Source organism: uncultured Pigmentiphaga sp. (assembly GCF_937950555.1).
Lineage (GTDB): Bacteria > Pseudomonadota > Gammaproteobacteria > Burkholderiales > Burkholderiaceae_B > Pigmentiphaga.
Genome location: NZ_CALFCW010000062.1, coordinates 68,885 through 89,058 on the forward strand (window position 1 = coordinate 68,885; position 20,174 = coordinate 89,058).

Genomic DNA, 20,174 nt, shown 5'->3' on the forward strand with positions numbered 1-20,174 from the left:
AACCTCTACAGTACACGATGCCGCAGCGCCGGCAGCGCAGAGCGCACGTCGGCGATGCGGGCACGATCGAGGGTGCCGTCGACGACGCCCGGGCCTTCGGGCAAGACAGCCTGTATCTCGCCCCAGGGATCGACCAGCATGGCGTGGCCCCAGGTACGACGACCATTGGGATGCGCGCCGCCCTGCGCGGGCGCCAGCACGTAGCATTGGTTCTCGATGGCGCGGGCGCGGAGCAGGGTCTCCCAATGGGCCTTGCCCGTGGTGTAGGTGAAGGCGGCCGGCACCAAAATCAAGTCCACTTCGCCCAATGCCCGGTAAAGCTCGGGAAAGCGCAGGTCGTAGCAGGTGGACAGTCCGACCCGCCCCCAGGGAGCGTCGAAACTGGCGGGAGCCGTGCCCGGCCGGATGCTCAGCGCTTCGTCGTAGGATTCGGTGCCGCGCCGGAAGTTGAACAAGTGGATTTTGTCGTAGCGCGCAAGCACCCGCCCGTCCGGCCCATACACGAAGGACGTGTTGTACACCCGGTCGGGGTCCGGGCATTCCAAGGGCAGAGTGCCGCCGGCCAGGTAGACTCCATGCCGGCGCGCCTGGTCTGCCAGGAACGCCTGGATCGGGCCGTTTCCTTCGCGCTCGCGTATCGCAACTTTCTCGCGATCGCTACGCCCCATGAAGCAGAAATATTCGGGCAGGGCGATGAGGTGGGCGCCCCGCTCCGCGGCCTGGGCGATCAGGACTTCCGCATCGGCGAGGTTGCGCTCCACGTCGGGCGTGGACACCATCTGGATGGCGGCAACGCGCACGGAGGTCTCGGTCATGGGCAGCGGCTCCCGGCAGACTGGTGGCAGGACATGGGGCTATTGTCGCGCAGAACGCTAGGGCGTGGGATGCTCGACCCCGGGAAGGTGCGTCCCAGGGGAGGAGTCCGATCCCTGGGCCCTGGGCGGCTGCACTTTCGTGACCTGGGGATCGGTCCACGTTCCCGTGATTTCATACTGATAAGCCAGGACCTCCGACAGGGGGTTCTTGAGCAGCAGTTGGGCAAGGAACACGCTCAGGCCGACGGCCGGGTTCACGGCGAGGCCGTACAGCAGCGAGGCTGCCCCGGCGTCGAGCTTGGGCACGACCACCACATGGAGTTTCTGGATCTCACGCGCGAGATCCGTATCGCCGGCGATGACCACGGTGGCATTGACCCCGTTCATCTTGAAATCGTCGGTATGCGCCACCCCATTGACGATCCGTGCATGGGCCCGGATCGTGTCGTAGGCGAACCCCTCGCTAAAGACATCCCGGAAGTCCAGCGTCACGCGCCGAGGCAGCGACTGCAGGGACAGCACGCCCAGCAGCTTGGCGATGCCGGGCTCCGCCTTGAGGAACTGCCCCTTGTCCAAAGACAGCTCCAGCGTCCCGGACAAACTTGGCAGGTCTAGCGCATAGGGCAGGCCGTTCCACGACACCTGGGCCGAGAGCGTGCCCGTTCCCCCCGCCATGGCGCCGCGTACGCCCATGCGATCCAGGAATGCGCCAGCGTCGTGGAGTTTGAGCACGGCATCCAGCGACATCGCGCGCTTGCCTTGCGATGCTCCTTCCGCCGCCACTTTCCAGACTCCGGTGCCGTCGAGCTCTGCGTCCGGGTTCGTGACGGAGAGCTTGCGCAGCCTCCATTCCCTGCCGCGGTCTGCGCGCTGCGCCAGCACTTCGAGCCGCCCGAGCCGTTTGCCGAATAATTCGAAGTGTTCCGCAACCAGGTCGATTTCCGGGACGTCCGCGTCTCCCGGGTCCGCCTCGACGGCAGTCGCGCTCCCCTCCTCTTCGGCCTCGGCGTCGACCATCAGCCTCGAGAGCCGGGCCGTGAGCCGGCTCGGCCCCGCACCCCCGCCCGTCTCCGCCCACGAGAGCCGCCCAGCCAATTGGGCCGATTCCACATCCACGCGCCAGCTCGTCCCCCCGGCGCCCTGCTGGCGCGTGGCGAAAAGATTCACCTGCCGAAGCTGGCGTCCATGGGCCCGCAATAGCGGCGTGGCAAGGCTGATGCGGTTGAGCGGCACATCGAGCGCGCGCTTGCCCGCCGCCTCCCCGGTCGCCAGGTCAGGCTTGAACTCTTCGACCAATTTGCGCAGGCCATCGACGTCCACCTCCGGCAGTTGCGCGCTCACGCTCAGCCCCGGCCCGTGGATGGTGGCCGCGCGGTGAATGCCCACGGCACCCCGCACCTCGCGGATCGCTCCCTGCGCATCGTGGTCGCGTTCGATATGGAGATTGACGGCCGGCCCGAGGCTGCCGGCGAACCAGTCGCTACGGGTCGCCCCCGCCGCGGCCGAACCGTTCCACTCCAGCCGGGACGGGCGCGCCTCCTGGGCCGTCTTGCCCAGGGGCGCCGGCAGGTCGATGGACATGCCGACGAGGTCGGACTCGACCAGCACCACAGGCGCCTTGTCCGGCTCGATGCGCACCGAGACTTTATAGGCGGTGCGCCCCGCAAGGCGCGCCATGCCTGGCGCCTTCCACCAGAAACTCAACGCCGTGGCCTCCGCCGTTCCTTCGGCCTGCAGCAGATCGGAGCCGTCGGGCTGGGGCCCGCCGGACAGTCGTATCGGCCCGCCCAGGGCGAGGCCGCGCACGTCGCGGAAGGCGATGCCACGATCATCGAACGCCACGGTGCCGGTCAGTCCCGAAAAGGGAGGCACGGATGGCGCCAGGCTGAAGCCGTTGCCCGCCAGCCTGACCTCGCCCTTGACCTGGACCTCGTGCTCCCCTTGCGGCGCATCCTGCGCCAGCGGTATGCGCAGCGCAATCGGCACGACGAAACTGCCGCTTGCGGACGCCTCGTCCAGCACGCCGCCTATCATGCGGCCGACGGGCGACGACTTGACGAAAGTCAGGAATGCCGGCGCCGGGCCGCGCGTCTCGCCTGCGATCTCCAGCACGGCATTGCCGGTCAGGTCGGCGATGCCGGCGCGCGTGCGGCCCAGCGCAACCGTCGACGAGCGGTTCACGCGCACGCGGCCGGATCGGGCATCGACCGTCATCGAGACCCGGTCGAATACCAGATCGCCCGCCAGTTCTTCCAGGCGGGGCCACAGGTCGCCGTCGGCCAGCGGTGCGGGAAGGTAGTCGAGCGTCACGCCCGCGAATCGGCCAGCCACGCGGAATTCGCCCGTCGTATCGCCGCCGTACGGAAAACCGTCGAGGTCGCCGCGCAAGCGAACGTCTACGTCTTGCGCCTCACCGGCCACGAGGGCATGACGCAACCAAGTCCGGATACTATCCCCGACGACGATGGGAATGTAGCGATGGACCTCCCGGACGTCGGCGCGCTCGAGCCTACCGCGCAGGTCGAGCGTTCCGGCGGGAGAACGCCCCTGGCTGCTCCAGTTTCCGCTGAAGCTGCCCCGCACCCCACCGTTCGCGAACTCCAGGCGTTCGACATCGACCGTCCAGGCATCGCCAGAGATCCGGCGCGCCGCAGCCCTGACGCGCAAGTCTTCCATGGGCAGGTCCGGTTCGGCGAACACGCCCGGGAAACGCAATACCGCATGCTTGGCGTCGATCTCGATGTGGCCTCCTTGCCTGTCGATTTCGAGCACCCCCTGCAGATTCGAGAACCCGGGGCGCTGGGGATGATGGCCGTCGTTGACCGCAGGCTCCGGTGCCGGCGCCAAAGAGAGTCCCGAAAAGCGTGCCGACGCCGACTCAAGAGAGGCTGCGGCCGGCGATCCCGCCCAAGTCAGCCGTAGCGCATCGATGCGGCCATCGGGCGTGAGCTCGGCGAGCCACGCGCGCGCGCCCTCTGCGAGCGGCACCCGATCTGCCAGGAATGCGGCCGAGGCCAGGTCGACGCCTGCCACGTCCAATTGCACCGCTGCCGGCGTCTCGCCACGCGCCGGGGCCCAGCGCCCCGCGAACCGCTCAGGATGCAACGCGCGCCCATCCTCGGCGCGCACGTCGAGCTGGGTCGCATCGAACTCATAACCTTCCTGTGTCGCCTTCAGCTCGACGGTGCCCTCCGCGCGCGCCAGCGCCAGCGGGGGCAGATCCGGCGCGAGCCTTGTGCGCAGCCCCGCAACTGCGACCCGGGCCGTCGCGCTGCGGATGCGGCCGCGCTCGTAGTCCAACCACGCGCGCAGCGTGCCGGTGCCGTCCTGCAGGCTGCCTGGCGCGTCGATCCAGGGTAGCCATTGCACGAGCTCCATGCGATCCATCACCGCGTAGACGGACCCTCGCCATCGATCCGGGTCCGCCGGGTCCAAGGTGAACCAGCCATGGACGAAATCGGCGCGCACATCCAGCGTCGACCCCATGTGTGGAGGCGGCGTCGCGCGCAACGCCGCGCGATGCCTGCGGCCGACATTTTGCAGCGTCAAGGCGATCTGCGAGATCTCCAACGTAGGCGCGCCGCGCAATGCATCGTCCCAACGCAGGACCGCATCCCGCACGGATACCTCGCGCTGGGCGAGCAGCCACGCGAGCCAATCGTGAGACCCGTCATCGGCATCCAGGTCGACGATGCGACCAGCCACCCAATACCGGCCCTGCTCGTCCCGCCGCGCGTCGAGCCGAGGTCGGTCGATCTCTAGCCGCAGCAGCCGCGGCTGCAACACCAACAGGCTGCGCCAAGACAAAATCGCGTATACCCGGGGCAGATCCAGCACCGGCTCTCCTGCCCCATCGGCTATGCGCACGGCCGAAAGTTCGAAGCTTGGATTGAGCCCGAGCCATTCGGCCTCGACTTTGGCGATGGAAACCGGCGCACCGAGGGTGCGTCCAACCAGCCGCTCGATGCCCGGGCGGTATTCGTCGATGGCAGGCAAGACTGCGTACCGCAGCATGACCAGCCCGATGACAAACAGAAAATAGACGGCCAGCACCAGCCAAAGCAGCGGCCGCAGGACGACGCGATAGAAATACGACAAATCGATGTGCACGAAGACGAGAGGCGGCGAAACGAGGGGGCGTTCCGTCGACGCAGCGACGACGGCGTGGATGGAAGAAAGGCTAAAGCTTATACCGGCAGGCTTGTCTTATGCTGGCTTCTGCACAAAACTTCTCAGTGGCGCACAATTGTTACGTAATGCCACATTTCCACGATGCCTGAAAACGCCCTCCTCGCCCCTGCACTCTCCTGGTCCGGCCACCTGCGCCGCCGCATCGACGCCCAGCCTGGCTTCGGCGAGTGGGTCGCCCAAGCAGCACGCGCCCCGGTGGATGCCGCCACGCTGGCCGCGTGGTTCGACGAACTCCGCGCAAGCCGCACCGGCCAGCCGGGGCCCGGACCCCTGGCAGTAGCCGATTGCCGCGCGGTGCTGCGCAAGCTGCGCGAGCGCGTCTTCTGCGTGATCATGGTGCGGGACTTGGCCGGCCTGGCACCGCTGGAAGAGGTGGTCGGCGCCATGACTCGCCTGGCCGACCTCGCCATTTCCGAGGCCTATCGCAGCGTCGCGGCGGAATTGGCCGAGGTACACGGCATCCCCCGCGAAGCCTCCTCCGGCCTGCCGCAGGAAATGCTCATTGTGGGCATGGGCAAGCTGGGCGGCGAAGAGCTCAATGTCTCCTCCGACATCGACCTCGTCATGCTCTACGGCGACGAAGGCGAAACCGACGGCCGCCGCCCGATCTCCCACCATGAGTTCTACGGCCGGCTCACGCGCCGGATGATGCCGGTGATATCGGAAATCGACGCCGACGGGCACGTATTCCGCACCGACCTGAGGCTGCGCCCGGACGGGGATGCGGGGCCGCTGGCGTGGAGCCTGGATGCCTTCGAAAACTACTTGATCTCCCAAGGCCGGGAATGGGAGCGCTACGCGTGGTTGAAGGCCAGGCGCATCGAGGCGCAGGCCTTCGAAGGAAGCAACCCCGCCGCGCAAGCCGTCCAGCTCGAGGCCTTGTGCCGTCCCTTCGTTTATCGCAAGTATTTCGACTTCGATGCACTGGCGGCGCTGCGAGCGCTGCGTGAGCGAATCCGGGAAGATTGGAACCGCCGTTCCTTTCACGGATCGGGCGAACAGGTCACCCAAGCCGACAACGTCAAGCTCGGCGAGGGGGGCATCCGCGAAATCGAGTTCGTGGTCCAGCTCTCGCAGCTGGTGCGCGGCGGACGCATCCCGACGCTGCGCGTGCGGGGCTTGCTGCCGGCGCTGCATGCCGAACGTGACGCTGGCTTGTTGTCGGCCGATGAGGCCGAACGCCTGGAAAACGCGTACCGATTCCTGCGGCGGGTGGAGCATGCCCTGCAGTATCGCGAGGACCAGCAAACCCACCTGCTGCCCCAGGATGCCGAACGACGGGCGGAACTGGCGCACGCGCTGGGTTACGCCGATGCTGCCTCGTTCGAGCGGGAGCTGAACGATCACCGCGAGTTCGTCGAAGCCACTTTCCGCGGGGTATTCGGGCAGAACGACATCTGCGCCGCCGGCGCCGGGGGTGCCGCCCGGGCGGTGGATCCCGAAGTGTCGCTGGTCGAACGCATACGAACCTGCCTGCCTGCCGACGCCGACGACCTATTGCCTAGGGCGGCCGCGCTGCTCAACAGCCCTAGGATCCGCAGCCTCCCGGACAATAGCCGGCGGCGCCTCGCAGCGCTGCTGCCGGCGGCCGTCGATGCGTGTGCAGGAACCAAGGCACCCGCGGCGGCGCTCGTGCGCATGTTTGGCCTGATCGAACACATCGCCCAGCGCAGCGCCTACATGGCGCTCCTTGCCGAGTATCCGGACACCTTGGCCCGGGTCGCACGCATCTTTGCGGCGAGCGACTGGGCCGCGGGTTATCTCACCCGGCACCCGCTGCTGCTGGATGAGTTGCTGGACTGGCGCACACTGCTCGCCCCCCCGGACTTGCCCGCCCTCGCCCGCAAGCTGAGCGACGACCTGGACGCCTGCGTCATCGACGGGACCGGGGAACCGGACATCGAACGCCAGATGAACGTCATGCGCGATGCGCAGCGCCAGTGGACGTTCCACCTTCTCGCCCAAGACCTCGAGGGCCAGCTCACGGTCGAGCGCCTCGGAGACTACCTCTCCATGGTGGCCGACATCATGCTGGAAGAAACGCTCAAGCGCGTCTGGTTCCGGCTCTCCAAAGACCAAGGCCGCACGCCCGCGCGCTTTGCCGTCATCGCGTACGGCAAGCACGGTGGCAAGGAACTCGGCTACGCCTCGGACCTCGATCTCGTCTTCCTATACGAAGACGAGCGCGAAGATGCGGGGGAAATCTACGCCCGGTTCGGCCAGCGCATTTTGTCCTGGCTGGGTTCCATGACGGCCTCCGGACGCCTGTATGAAGTCGACCTGCGCCTGAGGCCGGACGGCCAGGCCGGCCTGATGGTCGTCTCGACCGAAGCGTTCGAGCGCTACCAGAAGCAGCACGCGTGGCCGTGGGAGCATCAGGCCATTACGCGCGCGCGCTTTGCCGCAGGCGATCCTGCGGTCGGCCGGCAGTTCGAACGCATCCGGCGCGAGGTCCTACTGCTGCCCCGCGACGCCCGGCAATTGGCGGATGAAGTCATTGCGATGCGGCGCAAGATCAGCGAGGGGCATCCCAACCCGACTCCCGATTTCGACATCAAGCACGACCCAGGCGGCATGGTGGACATCGAGTTCATCACGCAATACCTGGTGCTGTTGCATGCCCGCAATCACGAGATCCTGCTCGAGAACCTGGGCAATATCGCGCTGCTGCGCCATGCCGGCGAGGCCGGGCTAATTCCGGTCGACCTGGCGCAACGCGTAGGAGATGCGTACCGAACCTTGCGGCGCGAACAGCACGCCCTGCGCCTGCAGGACATCGACAAGGCACGCGTGCCCCAGGCATCGCTCACGGAAGAGCGCGCCGCGGTATTCGCATTGTGGGAGCACGTGTTCGGCACACCCCGGCTGTCAGCCTAGCAAGCGCCCGGCGCGCCCCGTCCATCGCAGCATCGGCGACGGACGCCACCTGCTGCCGGGCGAGGCGGCCTGCCGTCGCAGCGCCGTGCCGTCCACTGCGCCTCCCGGCACGTAGGGCACGATGATCTTGAGGGGAGGCTCGGCGGCGCGCGAGGCCGGCGCGCACAAGGCAACGAACAAGGCAGCGCACGCCGGCAGGCGGCGGCCCCCGAAGAGCTGAATCATGGGCATCTCCTTCACTCACTGCGCCGTCGTCGCGACGCTTCGCCGCTCAAGTCTGAGTGGAGGTCCTCCCGTCCGCCATCGAGAAGAAATGACAGGGTGTCAAAAAAGCTCACGGCCCGCGCCCGGGGTGCCAGGGTTTCACCCGCCTCCCCGCCGCCTAGGGTTTCCCGCATGGATAAATTTCTAGTTTTTCCCGTAATATGCAAAAAACTAAATAATTTTCGAGACAAATCACCGAAGAAACTCCTTGGAATTCCGCTATGACAAAAAGACCTGGACTCTCGTTCAGCCACGTCGGCATCTTCGTGACCGACATCGAACGGATGGCTGACTTCTATACGCAGGTGCTGGACTTCACCATCACGGACCGCGGCACGCTCGAGGGGCCCAATGGTCCGTTCGAATTGGTTTTCACCAGCCGGGACCCGGACGTACATCACCAGATCGTGTTGGTCGCCGGTCGGCCGGCGCATATCCCGTTCAACGTCATCAACCAGTTGTCCCTGATGGCCGATTCGCTGGAAACGCTCAAGGCCTATTACCGGCGCCTGCAGGAAGCGAACGTCGAGGAGCTGCTGCCGGTCACGCACGGCAATGCGTTGTCGGTGTATTGCCGCGATCCGGAAGGCAATCGCCTGGAGCTTTACATCGATACGCCGTGGTACGTATCCCAACCGATGCGCGTGCCCATGCCGATCGAGCTGCCCTCGGATGAGTTGATGGCGTGGGCCGAACGACACGCGCGCGGATTACCGGGCTTCCGCAGCCGCGAGGAGTGGCGCGCCGACATGGCGCGGCGCATGGGCGTGGATCGGACGACGGCATGAGCGAAGGGTCGTCCAGCCTCGGGCGCATGCTGGCCCTGCTCGACGCCTACACCCATGAACGGTATGCCTGGACCGTGGAAGACCTGGCCGCGCACTTTGGGTTTACGCCCTCGTCGACCTACCGTTACGTCAAGGAGCTCTGCCAGGCCGGCCTGCTCATCCGGCTCCCTCGCGGACGGTACGTCATCGGGGCTCGGATCGTGGAACTCGAAGCGCTCATCCGGGAGACGGATCCGGTCACCCGCGCGAGCCAGCCCATCCTGCGCGAACTGGCGCAAGAGACTGGCTGCCACGTGCTGCTATCCAACGTATATGGGGAACACCTGCTCAACGTGGCCCATGAACCCGGCGTCGAGCAGCTGGAGCTGACCTACCTGCGAGGCAAAAGCTTGCCTTGGTTCCGGGGCGCGCCGTCGCTTTCCGTGCTGGCGTTCTGGCCCCGGGCGCGGGTGCGCAGGTTGTTCGAGCAACTGCATCCCGATGCGGACGAACAGGCCTGGGACGCCATGTGGGCCAAACTGAAGGCCATCCGCAAGGCGGGCTACGTCATCAGCCGGGCGGGCCTGGATCCGGACGTCATCGGTTACGGCGTCCCGGTCATGCTCGAGGACGATGTGATTGGAACCATTTCCCTGGTCTGCTCCCAGCAGCGGGGCGAGTTCCTCAACGGTGCAGCCTTGGGAGCTGTACTGCAACAAAAAAGCCGCGAACTTTCGGCCCGCCTCCAGCAGGCGGATTAAGCGGCGCGCCGCGCTTCCCAGGCGCCGGCACACGTGACCAAACAAACGACAACCAGTAGGAGATATCCATGAGCACGAACAAGCACAGCCGGCGCGCCGCGCTGATCGCGATGGGACTGATGGCGGCTGCCCCGGCCGCATCGGCACTGGCCCAAGACAATTACCCCGCGCGTTCGATCAAACTGCTCGTCGGCTTTGCCGCGGGTGGCGGCAGCGACGTGGTGGCGCGGCTGGTAGGCAAGGCGCTCGGCGAGCGGCTCGGCCAACCGGTGATCGTGGAGAACCGCGCGGGAGACGGCGGCAACATCGCATCGGCGCAAGTGGCCAAGAGCGAACCCGATGGCTATACCCTCATCCTGATGACCAGCGGGCACGCCACCAACGCGGCCATGCGCAAGGACCTGCCCTTCGATCCCGTCAAGAGCTTCGACTGGGTATCGACGATCACCACGTATCCACTCGCGCTGTCGGTCGCTCCCTCCTCGCAGATCAAGTCCTTCGAGGACTTCGTCCAGCGGATCAAGACGGAGCGGGACCGCTACACCTACACCTCGGTCGGGGTGGGCACGGCCATGCACCTGGTCGGCGAATGGATCATGGCGGAAAGCGGCGGCAGTGCACTCCACGTGCCGTTCAAGGGAGGTGCCGGCCCCATGACGGAACTGCTGGCCGGCCGGGTAGACGTCATGATCGACACCATGACCAACACCGCCCCGCTGTTCAAGGGCAACCGGGTGCGGCTGCTGGCGACGACCGCGCCGCGCGGCGTCCAGGCGCTGCCCGGCGTGCCGAGCGTGGCCGATACCCTGCCTGCGGTAGTGTTCGAGTCGTGGCTGGGCATCGCCGCCCCGGCCGGCACGCCGGCCGGCGTCCTGGCCAAGCTGAACCGCGAACTGCGCGCCGTGCTCGAGACGCCCGCCGTCAAGCAGCAGCTCATCGACTGGGGCGGCTCGCCCAAGGCGTCCTCGCCCGAGGAGTTCCATGCCCGCGTCGAGAACGACATCCGGCGCCTGCGCGCGGTCGTGGTCCAGCGCAACATCCAGGCCGAATGACCGCTTAGCCCCAGAGCCAGCGCAACAGCCACAGGGTGGCCATCCCCGCCCCGATCATGGCGATCGTATTGCGGGTGGTCACCATCACGGCGACCGCGACCAGGGCGGCCGGCCCCCGCCAATCGAAAACGGGTGCCGCGCCCGCCGTCCACGGAAACAGGTCCGGCACGATCACGGCCGCCAGTGCGGCAGCCGGCGCGTAGCGCAACGCGCGGCGGACCCCGTCGGGCAGTTTCACGTGGTCGCCCAACAAGAGGAACCCAGCGCGGGTGACCACAGTACAAAGCGTCAGGGCCGCGATGGCCAGCCACACATAGACGGAGTCGGAAACCGGCGGCAGGATCGAAGGGCTCATGTGTTGTCTCCTTCGCCGCGCCTGCCCTCCAGCGCCTTTTCTGCCAGCATGCCGGCAGAAACCCCGGCAACGACGGCCAGCACCAAGCCCAGCCGCAACGGCAGCAGCTGCCCCGCCCAGCCCACCAGCCCTGCCGCTGCGACGGCGGCCAGCACCGGCCTGCTCGCTACCATGGGAACGACGATGGCGATCAACGCCAATACCGCCGCGAACTCCAGGGACCAGGCCTGGGGCACGATGCCGCCTAGCAAAATACCGGCGATCGAGCACACCTGCCAGGTGACCCAATTGCCCGCCGCAGCCCCCAGGAAGAACCAGATCTGGCGGGGCGTCCCTTTCTCGGGTGCGTCCGCGTAGCGCGGCATGAACAGGACGAAGCCGATGTCGCTCGTCAGGTAGCCGAGGGCAAGGCGCCGCACGCGCGAGAACCGCCGGAAATACGGGTGCAGCGCAGCCGCAAAGATCACGAAGCGCAGGTTCACCACGCAGCCGGCGGCGAAAATCAACCACACCGGCGCGCCTGCGACGATCAGCGGCAAGGCGGCCAGCTGGGCCGAACCGGCATACACCAGCAGCGTCATGGCGAGCGCCAGGGTCTGGCTGAGGCCGACCTTGACCATGGCCACCCCGCTCACCATGCCCCAGACCCCGATGGCGATGGTGGTCGGGGCCAAGGCCTTGACCCCGGACAGAAAGGCGGCGCGACGCAACCTGCTCTGCGAGCCTGCGGGTACCGCGGTGGGTGGGGTGCTGGACATGAAACGCTAGGCCGCGGAAGCAGAAAACAGGCCGGAAGGAGTAAAGTTACGGTTCAGCACTATTGTAAGTGACAGCCCCGAATCTCCCTGGTCCCCGGGAAGGGTTGCCGGGCCCTCCGCACGCCGCCCGCAGCTGGATCCAGTCGTAGATTGGTACAATATCTGGTTCATTTCGGAGATCTCAACCATGTCGATGTCAGACCGCGACGGCTTCATCTGGTACGACGGCAAGCTCGTGCCCTGGCGTGAAGCCAACACCCATGTGCTCACACACTCCCTGCACTACGGGTTGGCGGTATTCGAGGGTGTGCGCGCGTACAAGACCGACCTCGGAACATCGATTTTCCGGCTCAAGGAGCATACCGATCGCCTGTTCAATTCCGCCCACATCTATCAGATGCAGATCCCGTACAGCCGGGAAGCGCTGATGGAAGCGCAGAAGGAAGTGGTGCGCGCCAACAAGCTGGAATCCTGCTACCTGCGCCCCATCGCCTTCTACGGTTCGGAGAAGATGGGCGTCTCGCCCAAGGGCGCCAAGGTGCACGTGGCCGTCGCCGCCTGGGAATGGGGCGCCTACCTCGGCGCCGAGGCGCTGCAAAAGGGCATCCGGGTCAAGACCTCGTCCTACGCGCGCCACCACGTGAACGTCACGATGCCGCGCGCCAAGCTGGCCTCGACCTACGCTAACTCCATCCTGGCCAACCTCGAGGCCACGGAAGAAGGCTACGACGAAGCGCTGCTGCTCGATACCGAAGGCTTCGTGGCCGAAGGTTCGGGCGAGAACATCTTCATCGTGAAAGACGGCGTCCTGATCGAGCCGGAAATCGCCTCTGCGCTGACCGGCATCACCCGCTCGACGATCCACAGCCTCGCGGCAGACCTCGGCATCCCCGTGGTGACCAAGCGCCTGACCCGCGACGATGTCTACATCGCCGACGAAGCGTTCTTCACCGGAACCGCCGCGGAAGTCACGCCCATCCGCGAACTCGATCGACGCACGATCGGCGCCGGCCAATGCGGTCCGATCACTGCCCGTCTGCAGCAGGCCTTCTTCGACTTGGTGGCCGGCCGCAATCCCAAGTACAGCCACTGGCTCACCCATGTCTGAGCAGGAAACGCCATGACCACCGAAGCAGTCAACGACATCACCGAAGTCGATGCCGCCGAGCTTCCGCTTTCGTGCCCCAGACCGAACGCTCCCTTGTGGAACATGCACCCGAGGGTGTTTCTCGACATCGCAACCACGGGGCACGCCAAGTGCCCCTACTGCGGTGCCGAGTACCGCCTGAAAGGAGAACCTCCCAAGCATTGACGGCCTGCCCGAGGATGCCGCCCGGCCCGGCCGGCGCCGATGCATCCTCGCAGGCCGCCCCCCGTGCCCGGCTCCGAGCGGTTCCGTTGCGAGCCAGCGCGACGCCGGGAAGCCGGGTCCCCCCGGAGAGCGGCCGGGGCGGGCCGCGCCCAGGCATGGCCCGCTTAGTATTGCTTTACCCACAGGACACACCCCGTGCAGCACAACGACTACATCCTGACGCTCTCCTGCCCCGATACGACCGGCATCGTCTACCACGTGTCGGGATTCTTGTTCGAGCGCGGCTGCAACATCCTGGACTCCCAGCAGTTTGGGGACGTCGCCACCAAGCTGTTCTTCCTGCGCGTGCACTTCACCGTGCCCGAGGGCGTGGACCTCGAAACGGTGCGCAAGGAATTCTCGCCCTTGGCCGAACGCTTCTCGATGCAATGGCAGATACGCGACCCGCACAAGCGGGCGCGGGTGCTGCTGATGGTCAGCAAGCACGGCCATTGCCTGAACGACCTGCTGTTCCGCGCCAAGAGCGGCCAGTTGCCGATCGATATCCCGGCAGTGGTGTCGAACCACCCCGACTTCGCGCTCCTGTCCGCCTCGTACGGCGTGCCGTTCTATCACTTGCCCGTCACGCCCGGGGCAAAGGAACAGCAGGAGCGCCAAGTGCTGCAGATCGTGGAGCGGGAGAACATCGACCTGGTCGTGCTGGCGCGTTACATGCAGATCCTGTCGCCGGAAATGTGCCGTGCCCTGGCCGGGCGGGCCATCAACATCCACCACAGTTTCCTGCCCAGTTTCAAAGGCGCGCGGCCGTATTACCAAGCGCATGAGCGTGGCGTGAAGCTGATCGGCGCCACCGCCCACTACGTGACGCCCGACCTCGACGAAGGTCCCATCATCGAACAGGACATTGCGCGGGTAGACCACAGCATGTCGCCCGAAGCCTTGACGCAGGTAGGCCGAGACGTGGAGTGCCTGGTCCTGGCGCGTGCCGTGCGCTGGCACGTCGAACATCGGATTCTATTGAACGGCCACAAGACCATCGTATTCGCATAATGGTGCTCAAGTCCCGCGGCGCTCTGCTTTTTGCCACCTCGGAAGAAGCTGAACAGGCGTTCTACGAAGCCCTGGAACAGGGCGACCTCGGCCAGCTGATGGCGGTATGGGCCGAGGACGAGGACGTCGTTTGCATTCATCCTGGCGGTCCGCGGCTGATCGGTCACGAGGCCGTACAGGAATCCTGGCGCGAAATCCTGCGCAATTCTCCGCTGTCCATCCGGCCCACGCGCATCCATGCCGTCCAGAGCATGATGAGTTCGGTCCATACGGTAGTCGAACAGGTCATGGTGGACACGGCTCAGGGCAAGCAGGTCGTCAACTGCTATGCAACCAATGTCTTCCACAAAGGTCCCACCGGCTGGCGCATGGTTCTGCACCATTCGTCGCAAGCCCCTGCCGATCTCGGCACCGCCGAGATGCAGGATGTCCCGGACCTATTGCATTGAGTTGCCGCCCGCCGAACACAACGCATGCCCGCTTACCTGGATACGACCCCCTGCCCCACTCCCGCATGGTTGCCTGAAGGACATAGCCAGACCATTTTCGCGTCGCGCTTTTCCTCGCACCATCACACCTCCTTCACGCGCGAGCGCGTCGATACACCAGACGGCGACTTCATCGACTTTGACTGGACGGCCCCGGGCCTGGCACCGGGAGCCCCCCTGGGCCCGGAGACTTTCGCCCAGCTGGCCGCCTCGGCCAACATGCCTGCGGCGTCCTCCAACGGGCTGGTTCTTTTCCACGGGCTCGAGGGCAGCAGCGCGAGCCACTACGCGCAGGCGATCTCGCAGTATTTCCGCGCCCGCGGCTGGACGGTGGTCGTGCCGCACTTCCGGGGTTGCTCCGGCGAACCGAACCGCCTGCCCCGCGCCTACCACTCGGGTGATTCGGCGGACATCGCATTCATGCTGAACACCGCCCGCCAGCGCCTGCCTGGCCTGCGCTGGCATGCCGTCGGCGTCTCGCTCGGCGGCAACGCACTGCTCAAGTACCTGGGAGAGGCCGGTTCGTCGGCGGGATGGCTGGCGGCCGCCGCGGGCGTGTCGGCACCGCTGGACCTGATGGCCGGCGGCCGGGCACTGGGTACGGGCTGGATCAACCGGCACGTCTACACCCACATGTTCCTGCGCACCCTGAAGGCCAAGGCGCTTCAGAAAGCGCAGCGCTTTCCGGGCACCATAGACGTCATCCGCGTGGCCAACGCCCGCGACCTCTACGAATTCGACGACGCCTACACCGCGCCGGCCCATGGTTTCCGCGACGTCAATGACTATTGGACGCAGGCCTCGAGCAAGCCGCTGTTGATCGACATCGCCGTGCCGACCTTGGTCCTGAATGCACGCAACGATCCGTTCCTGCCGGCCCGCTATCTTCCCGACGCATCCCAGGCCTCGAACTATGTCGTGCTGCACCAACCGGAGCAAGGCGGCCACGCCGGCTTTCCGACCGGACGCTTCCCGACCAACCTGAACTGGCTGCCGCAAAGGCTGGCGGACTTCTTCCGGTCCGGCCGCTGAGGCTCCCGTCCGAAGACTGACAATCCAGCCGTTTTCTCCGACAATGCGGGAAACGGCTTGTCCCGCTTCACACCCGTAGCCTTTACTCTTCGGACGGACGCACCCATGACTACAACGCATACGGCTTCCGACGGACGCACCCAGACCACCGGAGGCCGGCTCCTCGTTGATGCGCTCACCGCCCACGGCGTAGACCGCGTCTTCTGCGTACCCGGCGAAAGCTATCTCGAAGTCCTGGACGCCCTGCATGCGCACGCGCGCATACAAGTGGTCGTGGCCAAGCACGAGGGCGCAGCCGCCAACATGGCCGAAGCCGACGGCAAGCTCACCGGCCGGCCCGGCATCTGCTTCGTCACCCGGGGCCCAGGTGCCACGCACGCGAGCATAGGCGTACACATCGCCCAACAAGATTCCACGCCCCTGCTGCTCTTCGTCGGCCAGGTCCCGCGGCGCCAGTTGGGGCGGGAGGCCTTCCAGGAAGTGGACTATCAATCCATGTTCGGCGGCATGGCCAAATGGGTCGTAAGCGTGGAAGATCCCGCACGGATACCCGAATTCGTCGCGCGCGCGTTCGCCTGCGCCATGTCGGGACGGCCCGGCCCCGTCGTGATCGCCCTGCCCGAAGACGTACTCAGCGCTTCCTGCCCGGCGGTCCCGACGCCCCTGGGCGCGCCTGTTTCGTGTGCGCCCGACGCCGGCGCGGCGCTACGCCTGCAGGCCATGCTTGCGTCGGCGCAAAAGCCGCTGGTCATTGCCGGCGGCCCGAACTGGAGCGAACGCGCGGCCGCCGATTTCGCCGCCTTCGTCCAGGCCTGGAATCTCCCCGTGGCCTGCGCGTTCCGCCGGCAGGACGTATTCGACAACCGGCTGCCCCAATACGTCGGGCACTTGAGCCTCGGCGTGAATCCGGAGCTCGCCGCGCTCGTCAAGAATGCCGACCTCGTCTTGGCGATCGGCACGCGCCTGGGCGAAATCGCCACCAACGGCTACACGCTGCTGGAGCCCCCGCGCCCCGCCCAGAAGCTGGTGCACCTGCATGCCGACGCGGCCGAGCTGCGAAGGGTGTACCAGGCGGACCTGGCGATCCAAAGCGGCATCGAGGCAGGTACCGCGATGCTGCGCTGCCTCACTCCACCCGCCGACCGGCCGTGGGACGAGTGGACCCGGCAGGCGGGGGCGATGCACGCGCGCTTCAGCACGCTGCCTGAGCCGCACCCCGAGTCGCTCGGCATCGACTTGGCCAAGGTCGTCGCGTATCTGGACCGGCAGCTTCCGGACGATGCCATCCTCGCCAACGGCGCAGGCAACTACACGGTATGGCTGCACCGCTTCTATCGCTATCGGCAGCCGCGCACGGAGCTGGCGCCCACCTGCGGCGCCATGGGCTACGGCCTGCCCGCGGCGGTGGCGGCCAAGCTGCGGCACCCGAATCGCACTGTGGTCTGCATGTCAGGCGACGGCTGCTTCCTGATGTATCCGCAGGAGCTCGCCACTGCGCTGCAGTTCGGGGCAGCCGTCGTGGTCATCGTGGTCAACAACGGCATGTACGGCACGATACGCATGCACCAGGAAAAACGTTTCCCGGGCCGTGTCAGCGCCACCAACCTGCAGAATCCTGACTTCGTCGCCCTCGCGCAATCGTTCGGCGCCTACGCGGAACGGGTGGAGAGCGCCGAGGCCTTCCCCGGCGCCTTCGAGCGGGCATGCGCCGCAGGCCGGCCCGCGCTGCTCGAATTGCGCACCGACCCGCGGCAGATCACGCCGCAGGGATGGCTGGACAGCCATGGATGAAGATGTCCTGGCAGCGATGGCGCGCTGGCCAAACGTGCCGGACGCCTATGGCTGGCTTTCGCTCGACGCCCGCGGCCGCTGGCGCCTCCACCCCGATGGCGACGCGCTGGCGGGTGGCCCCGGCGTGTCGATCTCCAACCCGGGCATCCTCGCTTTCATTTCACGCAATTACGCCCACGACGACCTGGGCCGCTGGTTCTTCCAAAACGGGCCACAGCGGGTTTTCGTGAGATTGGACGCGGCGCCTCTCATCCTGCGCCAGGCAGACGAAACGGGCACCCTGGCCACCCACACCGGCTTGCCCGTGACCAAGGTAGAACGCTGGGCGCTCGATACCGAAGGCAAGCTGTACGCAGTCACCGAACACGGCCCGGGCATGGTCGAGGACCGCTACCTGCTCGGCGTGCTGGCGCTGATGCGCACGCCATCCGGGCTGCCGCTCCTCGAAGACGGCCCCGAGTGGCTGGCCGAGCCCAACCTCATCGCCGCGACGGCCGCGTCCCCCCTCGATGTGATCTACCCGCCCGTCTTCGCGGCGGCCTCGCCTCTCCTGCCGCTGCGCGACCCCGCCAGCGTCGCCCTGGGCTACGTCGAACGACCGGCGCCGCCGGGTTGAACCGCGCATCCCGGGCGCAAATGCCGGCGCTTGCCGGTCAGCTCTGGAAACGCTTGAGCAGCTCGCGCTCTTCCCTTAGCTGCCGCTGCAGGTCGCGCACCTTGGCATCGATCTGCGACTGCTCGTAGAAATCCCTGGATGCAGAGCGCGCCTGCTGCAACAACTCCACCGCTGCCGGCAGCGCGCCCGTCATCGCGTAGTACTCGGCCATGCTCCGCCGCTCATTCACGACGTTGCCCAACTGCGAATAACTAAAGGCCGCCATCTGGTGGAACCGGGGCTCGTCTCCCCACTTGAGCATTTGCTCTTTGAGGAATTCGACAGCCTCCTGGTTGCGGCCTGCGCGCTGCAGGGACTCGGCCAGTGCCATGGCTACCCCGCGCTGCCCCGGCCAGCGCGCATAAGCGCTGCGCGCGAGCTCCACCGCCCGCGCGGCATCGTTGCGCGCCAATGCAATCTCAATGGCCAAGCGTTCCAGCATGAAGTGGCTGCGCGCGCCGGAGGTGGCGCCGAGATACGCCTCCTGGGCCTTGTCGAATTCGCGCAGGCGCATCCAGCCCAGCGCCGCGCCGTAGTAGGCCGCGGAGCGCTCGATGCCATCGGTCTCGGCGATGCGGCTTTCGAAATAGCGCACGGTGTCGCGTACGTCCTGGCTGCTGGCCGCCTGCATGATGCGCATCTTGGCGCGCACGAAATAAAAGGCGGACGAGCTCGGACGATCGTTCACGACGGCCCCGCGCGCACGGTTTTGCATGTCGGACATCCGCTCGATGGACAACGGGTGCGTGCGGGTAAAAGCCTGGCCCGTGCTTTCGTTGAGCCCTGAAGCTTGCATCAGGCGCCCGAAGAACGAGGCCATGCCGTTGACGTTGAAGCCTGCCCGTTCGAGCATTTGGAAGCCCGTGCGGTCTGCCTCGCGCTCGGCCTCGCGCGAGAAACCCAGCTGGGAATTGATGGCAGCCGCCTGGCCGAATGCCAAGGCCGCTTCCGGCACCTGCGAATTGCCGCGCGAGGCGACCAGCGCGGCGAGCAAGGCCGCGACCATGATGAGGCTATCCTGCTTCTGCTGGACGAGGCCGCGCGCGATGTGCCGTTGCACCACGTGGCCGATTTCGTGCGCCAGCACGCCGGCCAACTCCGACTCGTTGCGCGCCGCGACGACCAACCCGGTGTGCACGCCTATGTAGCCGCCCGGCATCGCAAATGCGTTGATCGAAGGATCGCGCACGCCGAACACGCGGATCGTAGGCGTGCCTGCGGGCGCCTGCGCGGACAGTTGCTGCGCGATGTCCGTCAGGTACTGCGTGACGTCAGGATCGTCGATGAAGGCCGGGTCGCGCAATGCCTCTTTGATGATGGCATCGCCCAGGCGCTGCTCCAGCCTCGGGGAAAGCTCGGTCGCCGAGGAATCGCCCAAATCCGGCAGGCCGACCGGCTGCGCGGGAGCGAGCGCAGGCGCCGCGGCCGACAGCAGGGCCGGCAGCAACAGGGCCGCGGCCTTGCGGCGCAGCGACGCGGAAAGGTGGCGATTCGGCATACCGGTATGATAGCCAGCTTGGGCGGCGGGTTCCCGCTCCCACGGCACAATGTGAAAAATATACCAACCGCCCTGCGCGGCCGCCGCGGCAGGGCAAGGTTTACAGGATACGCCATGCGCTACGGCACCTTGATCACACCGCAGGCGCTGCATGCCCTGCAGCAATCCCAGTCCGACGTGCTGGTCTGCGACTGCAGCTTCGACCTGGCCGACCCTGCCGCGGGCGAGCGCAACTACAAGGTCGCGCACATTCCGGGCGCCGTGTACGTGCACCTGGATCGGGACCTAAGCGGCGCCAAGACCGGTTCGAACGGGCGCCATCCCCTGCCCCGGCGCGAGGACTTCGCGGCGCTGATGACGCGCCTGGGCGCGCGCGACAATACCCAGGTCGTGGCCTACGATGACGCAGGCGGCGCAATGGCGGCCCGCCTTTGGTGGCTGCTGCGTTGGGCCGGACATGAGGCCAGCGCCGTGCTCGACGGCGGGCTCGCGGCTTGGCGCGACGCGG

18 protein-coding genes are annotated in these 20,174 nt (G+C 66.7%); 12 read left to right on the forward strand and 6 right to left on the reverse strand.

Annotation, left to right across the window (positions count from 1 at the left end; genetic code table 11):
* Positions 1–5 precede the first annotated feature (5 nt).
* Positions 6–815 carry a carbon-nitrogen hydrolase family protein gene (locus tag Q0319_RS14580; RefSeq protein ID WP_296467495.1) on the reverse strand — a complete coding sequence of 270 codons (810 nt, stop codon included), beginning with the start codon at positions 813–815 and terminating at the stop codon, positions 6–8.
* A 57-nt stretch (positions 816–872) separates the two neighbouring features.
* Positions 873–4,925, reverse strand: coding sequence for a YhdP family protein (locus Q0319_RS14585; protein ID WP_299453771.1), 4,053 nt, complete (start codon positions 4,923–4,925; stop codon positions 873–875).
* A gap of 162 nt (positions 4,926–5,087) precedes the next feature.
* On the opposite strand from Q0319_RS14585, the gene glnE reads away from it, so the two are divergent.
* Complete coding sequence (gene glnE, locus Q0319_RS14590) at positions 5,088–7,883, forward strand: bifunctional [glutamate--ammonia ligase]-adenylyl-L-tyrosine phosphorylase/[glutamate--ammonia-ligase] adenylyltransferase (protein ID WP_299453774.1); 2,796 nt, start codon at positions 5,088–5,090, stop codon at positions 7,881–7,883.
* Here glnE and Q0319_RS14595 read toward each other — a convergent pair.
* Complete coding sequence (locus Q0319_RS14595) at positions 7,875–8,108, reverse strand: hypothetical protein (protein ID WP_299453777.1); 234 nt, start codon at positions 8,106–8,108, stop codon at positions 7,875–7,877. The two genes, glnE and Q0319_RS14595, sit on opposite strands and share 9 nt — an antisense overlap.
* A gap of 260 nt (positions 8,109–8,368) precedes the next feature.
* Here Q0319_RS14595 and Q0319_RS14600 point away from each other — a divergent pair, with 260 nt between their 5' ends.
* From Q0319_RS14600 to Q0319_RS14610, 3 genes are all read left to right on the forward strand, one after another.
* The gene (locus Q0319_RS14600) at positions 8,369–8,935 is read left to right on the forward strand and encodes a VOC family protein (RefSeq protein ID WP_299453780.1); all 567 of its coding nucleotides are present in this window, start codon (positions 8,369–8,371) and stop codon (positions 8,933–8,935) included.
* Positions 8,932–9,675 (forward strand): helix-turn-helix domain-containing protein, encoded by a 744-nt coding sequence (locus tag Q0319_RS14605; protein ID WP_296467803.1) that lies wholly within the window; start codon positions 8,932–8,934, stop codon positions 9,673–9,675. The genes Q0319_RS14600 and Q0319_RS14605 overlap by 4 nt, the downstream gene beginning before the upstream one ends.
* 68 nt (positions 9,676–9,743) lie before the next feature.
* Positions 9,744–10,727 (forward strand): tripartite tricarboxylate transporter substrate binding protein, encoded by a 984-nt coding sequence (locus tag Q0319_RS14610; RefSeq protein WP_296467805.1) that lies wholly within the window; start codon positions 9,744–9,746, stop codon positions 10,725–10,727.
* Between the two features lie 4 nt (positions 10,728–10,731).
* On the opposite strand, the gene Q0319_RS14615 is transcribed toward Q0319_RS14610, so the two are convergent.
* Both Q0319_RS14615 and Q0319_RS14620 read right to left on the reverse strand, forming a co-directional pair.
* On the reverse strand, positions 10,732–11,082 hold the full coding sequence (locus tag Q0319_RS14615) for an AzlD domain-containing protein (RefSeq protein ID WP_296467807.1): 351 nt from the start codon (positions 11,080–11,082) through the stop codon (positions 10,732–10,734).
* Positions 11,079–11,840, reverse strand: a complete 762-nt coding sequence (locus Q0319_RS14620) for an AzlC family ABC transporter permease (RefSeq protein WP_296467809.1) — start codon at positions 11,838–11,840, stop codon at positions 11,079–11,081. The genes Q0319_RS14615 and Q0319_RS14620 overlap by 4 nt, the downstream gene beginning before the upstream one ends.
* Positions 11,841–12,027: 187 nt before the next feature.
* Between Q0319_RS14620 and Q0319_RS14625 the strand changes: the two genes are divergently transcribed.
* The 7 genes from Q0319_RS14625 to Q0319_RS14655 all read left to right on the forward strand — a co-directional run bounded on the left by Q0319_RS14625 (position 12,028) and on the right by Q0319_RS14655 (position 18,129).
* The gene (locus Q0319_RS14625; RefSeq protein ID WP_296467811.1) at positions 12,028–12,948 is read left to right on the forward strand and encodes a branched-chain amino acid transaminase; all 921 of its coding nucleotides are present in this window, start codon (positions 12,028–12,030) and stop codon (positions 12,946–12,948) included.
* 12 nt (positions 12,949–12,960) lie between these two features.
* A complete protein-coding gene (locus Q0319_RS14630; RefSeq protein WP_296467812.1) occupies positions 12,961–13,152 on the forward strand; it encodes a zinc-finger domain-containing protein in 192 nt (63 codons plus the stop codon).
* A 195-nt stretch (positions 13,153–13,347) separates the two neighbouring features.
* Positions 13,348–14,202, forward strand: coding sequence for a formyltetrahydrofolate deformylase (purU, locus tag Q0319_RS14635; protein WP_296467814.1), 855 nt, complete (start codon positions 13,348–13,350; stop codon positions 14,200–14,202).
* Positions 14,202–14,651, forward strand: coding sequence for a nuclear transport factor 2 family protein (locus Q0319_RS14640; RefSeq protein WP_299453788.1), 450 nt, complete (start codon positions 14,202–14,204; stop codon positions 14,649–14,651). The genes purU and Q0319_RS14640 overlap by 1 nt, the downstream gene beginning before the upstream one ends.
* 24 nt (positions 14,652–14,675) lie before the next feature.
* Positions 14,676–15,722 carry an alpha/beta fold hydrolase gene (locus tag Q0319_RS14645; RefSeq protein WP_299453791.1) on the forward strand — a complete coding sequence of 349 codons (1,047 nt, stop codon included), beginning with the start codon at positions 14,676–14,678 and terminating at the stop codon, positions 15,720–15,722.
* A gap of 105 nt (positions 15,723–15,827) precedes the next feature.
* Positions 15,828–17,513 carry a thiamine pyrophosphate-binding protein gene (locus Q0319_RS14650; protein ID WP_299453794.1) on the forward strand — a complete coding sequence of 562 codons (1,686 nt, stop codon included), beginning with the start codon at positions 15,828–15,830 and terminating at the stop codon, positions 17,511–17,513.
* Positions 17,506–18,129 (forward strand): DUF2946 family protein, encoded by a 624-nt coding sequence (locus tag Q0319_RS14655; protein WP_296467822.1) that lies wholly within the window; start codon positions 17,506–17,508, stop codon positions 18,127–18,129. Before Q0319_RS14650 ends, Q0319_RS14655 begins: the two co-directional genes overlap by 8 nt.
* Positions 18,130–18,166: 37 nt before the next feature.
* On the opposite strand, the gene Q0319_RS14660 is transcribed toward Q0319_RS14655, so the two are convergent.
* Positions 18,167–19,666: a M48 family metalloprotease gene (locus Q0319_RS14660; RefSeq protein WP_299453797.1), complete on the reverse strand. Its 1,500-nt coding sequence runs from the start codon at positions 19,664–19,666 to the stop codon at positions 18,167–18,169.
* A gap of 114 nt (positions 19,667–19,780) precedes the next feature.
* Between Q0319_RS14660 and Q0319_RS14665 the strand changes: the two genes are divergently transcribed.
* Positions 19,781–20,174: rhodanese-like domain-containing protein (locus Q0319_RS14665; RefSeq protein WP_299453800.1), on the forward strand; the 394-nt coding region annotated here is incomplete at its 3' end.

Excerpts from the sequence above, each read along its gene's own strand:
- Q0319_RS14660 (WP_299453797.1), bottom strand. The coding sequence starts at position 19,666 with ATGCCGAATCGCCACCTTTCCGCGTCGCTGCGCCGCAAGGCCGCGGCC.
- Q0319_RS14640 (WP_299453788.1), top strand. The coding sequence starts at position 14,202 with ATGGTGCTCAAGTCCCGCGGCGCTCTGCTTTTTGCCACCTCGGAAGAA.
- glnE (WP_299453774.1), top strand. The coding sequence starts at position 5,088 with ATGCCTGAAAACGCCCTCCTCGCCCCTGCACTCTCCTGGTCCGGCCAC.
- Q0319_RS14650 (WP_299453794.1), top strand. The coding sequence starts at position 15,828 with ATGACTACAACGCATACGGCTTCCGACGGACGCACCCAGACCACCGGA.
- Q0319_RS14600 (WP_299453780.1), top strand. The coding sequence starts at position 8,369 with ATGACAAAAAGACCTGGACTCTCGTTCAGCCACGTCGGCATCTTCGTG.
- Q0319_RS14610 (WP_296467805.1), top strand. The coding sequence starts at position 9,744 with ATGAGCACGAACAAGCACAGCCGGCGCGCCGCGCTGATCGCGATGGGA.
- Q0319_RS14580 (WP_296467495.1), bottom strand. The coding sequence starts at position 815 with ATGACCGAGACCTCCGTGCGCGTTGCCGCCATCCAGATGGTGTCCACG.
- Q0319_RS14620 (WP_296467809.1), bottom strand. The coding sequence starts at position 11,840 with ATGTCCAGCACCCCACCCACCGCGGTACCCGCAGGCTCGCAGAGCAGG.
- Q0319_RS14595 (WP_299453777.1), bottom strand. The coding sequence starts at position 8,108 with ATGATTCAGCTCTTCGGGGGCCGCCGCCTGCCGGCGTGCGCTGCCTTG.
- Q0319_RS14605 (WP_296467803.1), top strand. The coding sequence starts at position 8,932 with ATGAGCGAAGGGTCGTCCAGCCTCGGGCGCATGCTGGCCCTGCTCGAC.
- Q0319_RS14655 (WP_296467822.1), top strand. The coding sequence starts at position 17,506 with ATGGATGAAGATGTCCTGGCAGCGATGGCGCGCTGGCCAAACGTGCCG.
- Q0319_RS14615 (WP_296467807.1), bottom strand. The coding sequence starts at position 11,082 with ATGAGCCCTTCGATCCTGCCGCCGGTTTCCGACTCCGTCTATGTGTGG.
- Q0319_RS14645 (WP_299453791.1), top strand. The coding sequence starts at position 14,676 with ATGCCCGCTTACCTGGATACGACCCCCTGCCCCACTCCCGCATGGTTG.
- Q0319_RS14630 (WP_296467812.1), top strand. The coding sequence starts at position 12,961 with ATGACCACCGAAGCAGTCAACGACATCACCGAAGTCGATGCCGCCGAG.
- Q0319_RS14625 (WP_296467811.1), top strand. The coding sequence starts at position 12,028 with ATGTCGATGTCAGACCGCGACGGCTTCATCTGGTACGACGGCAAGCTC.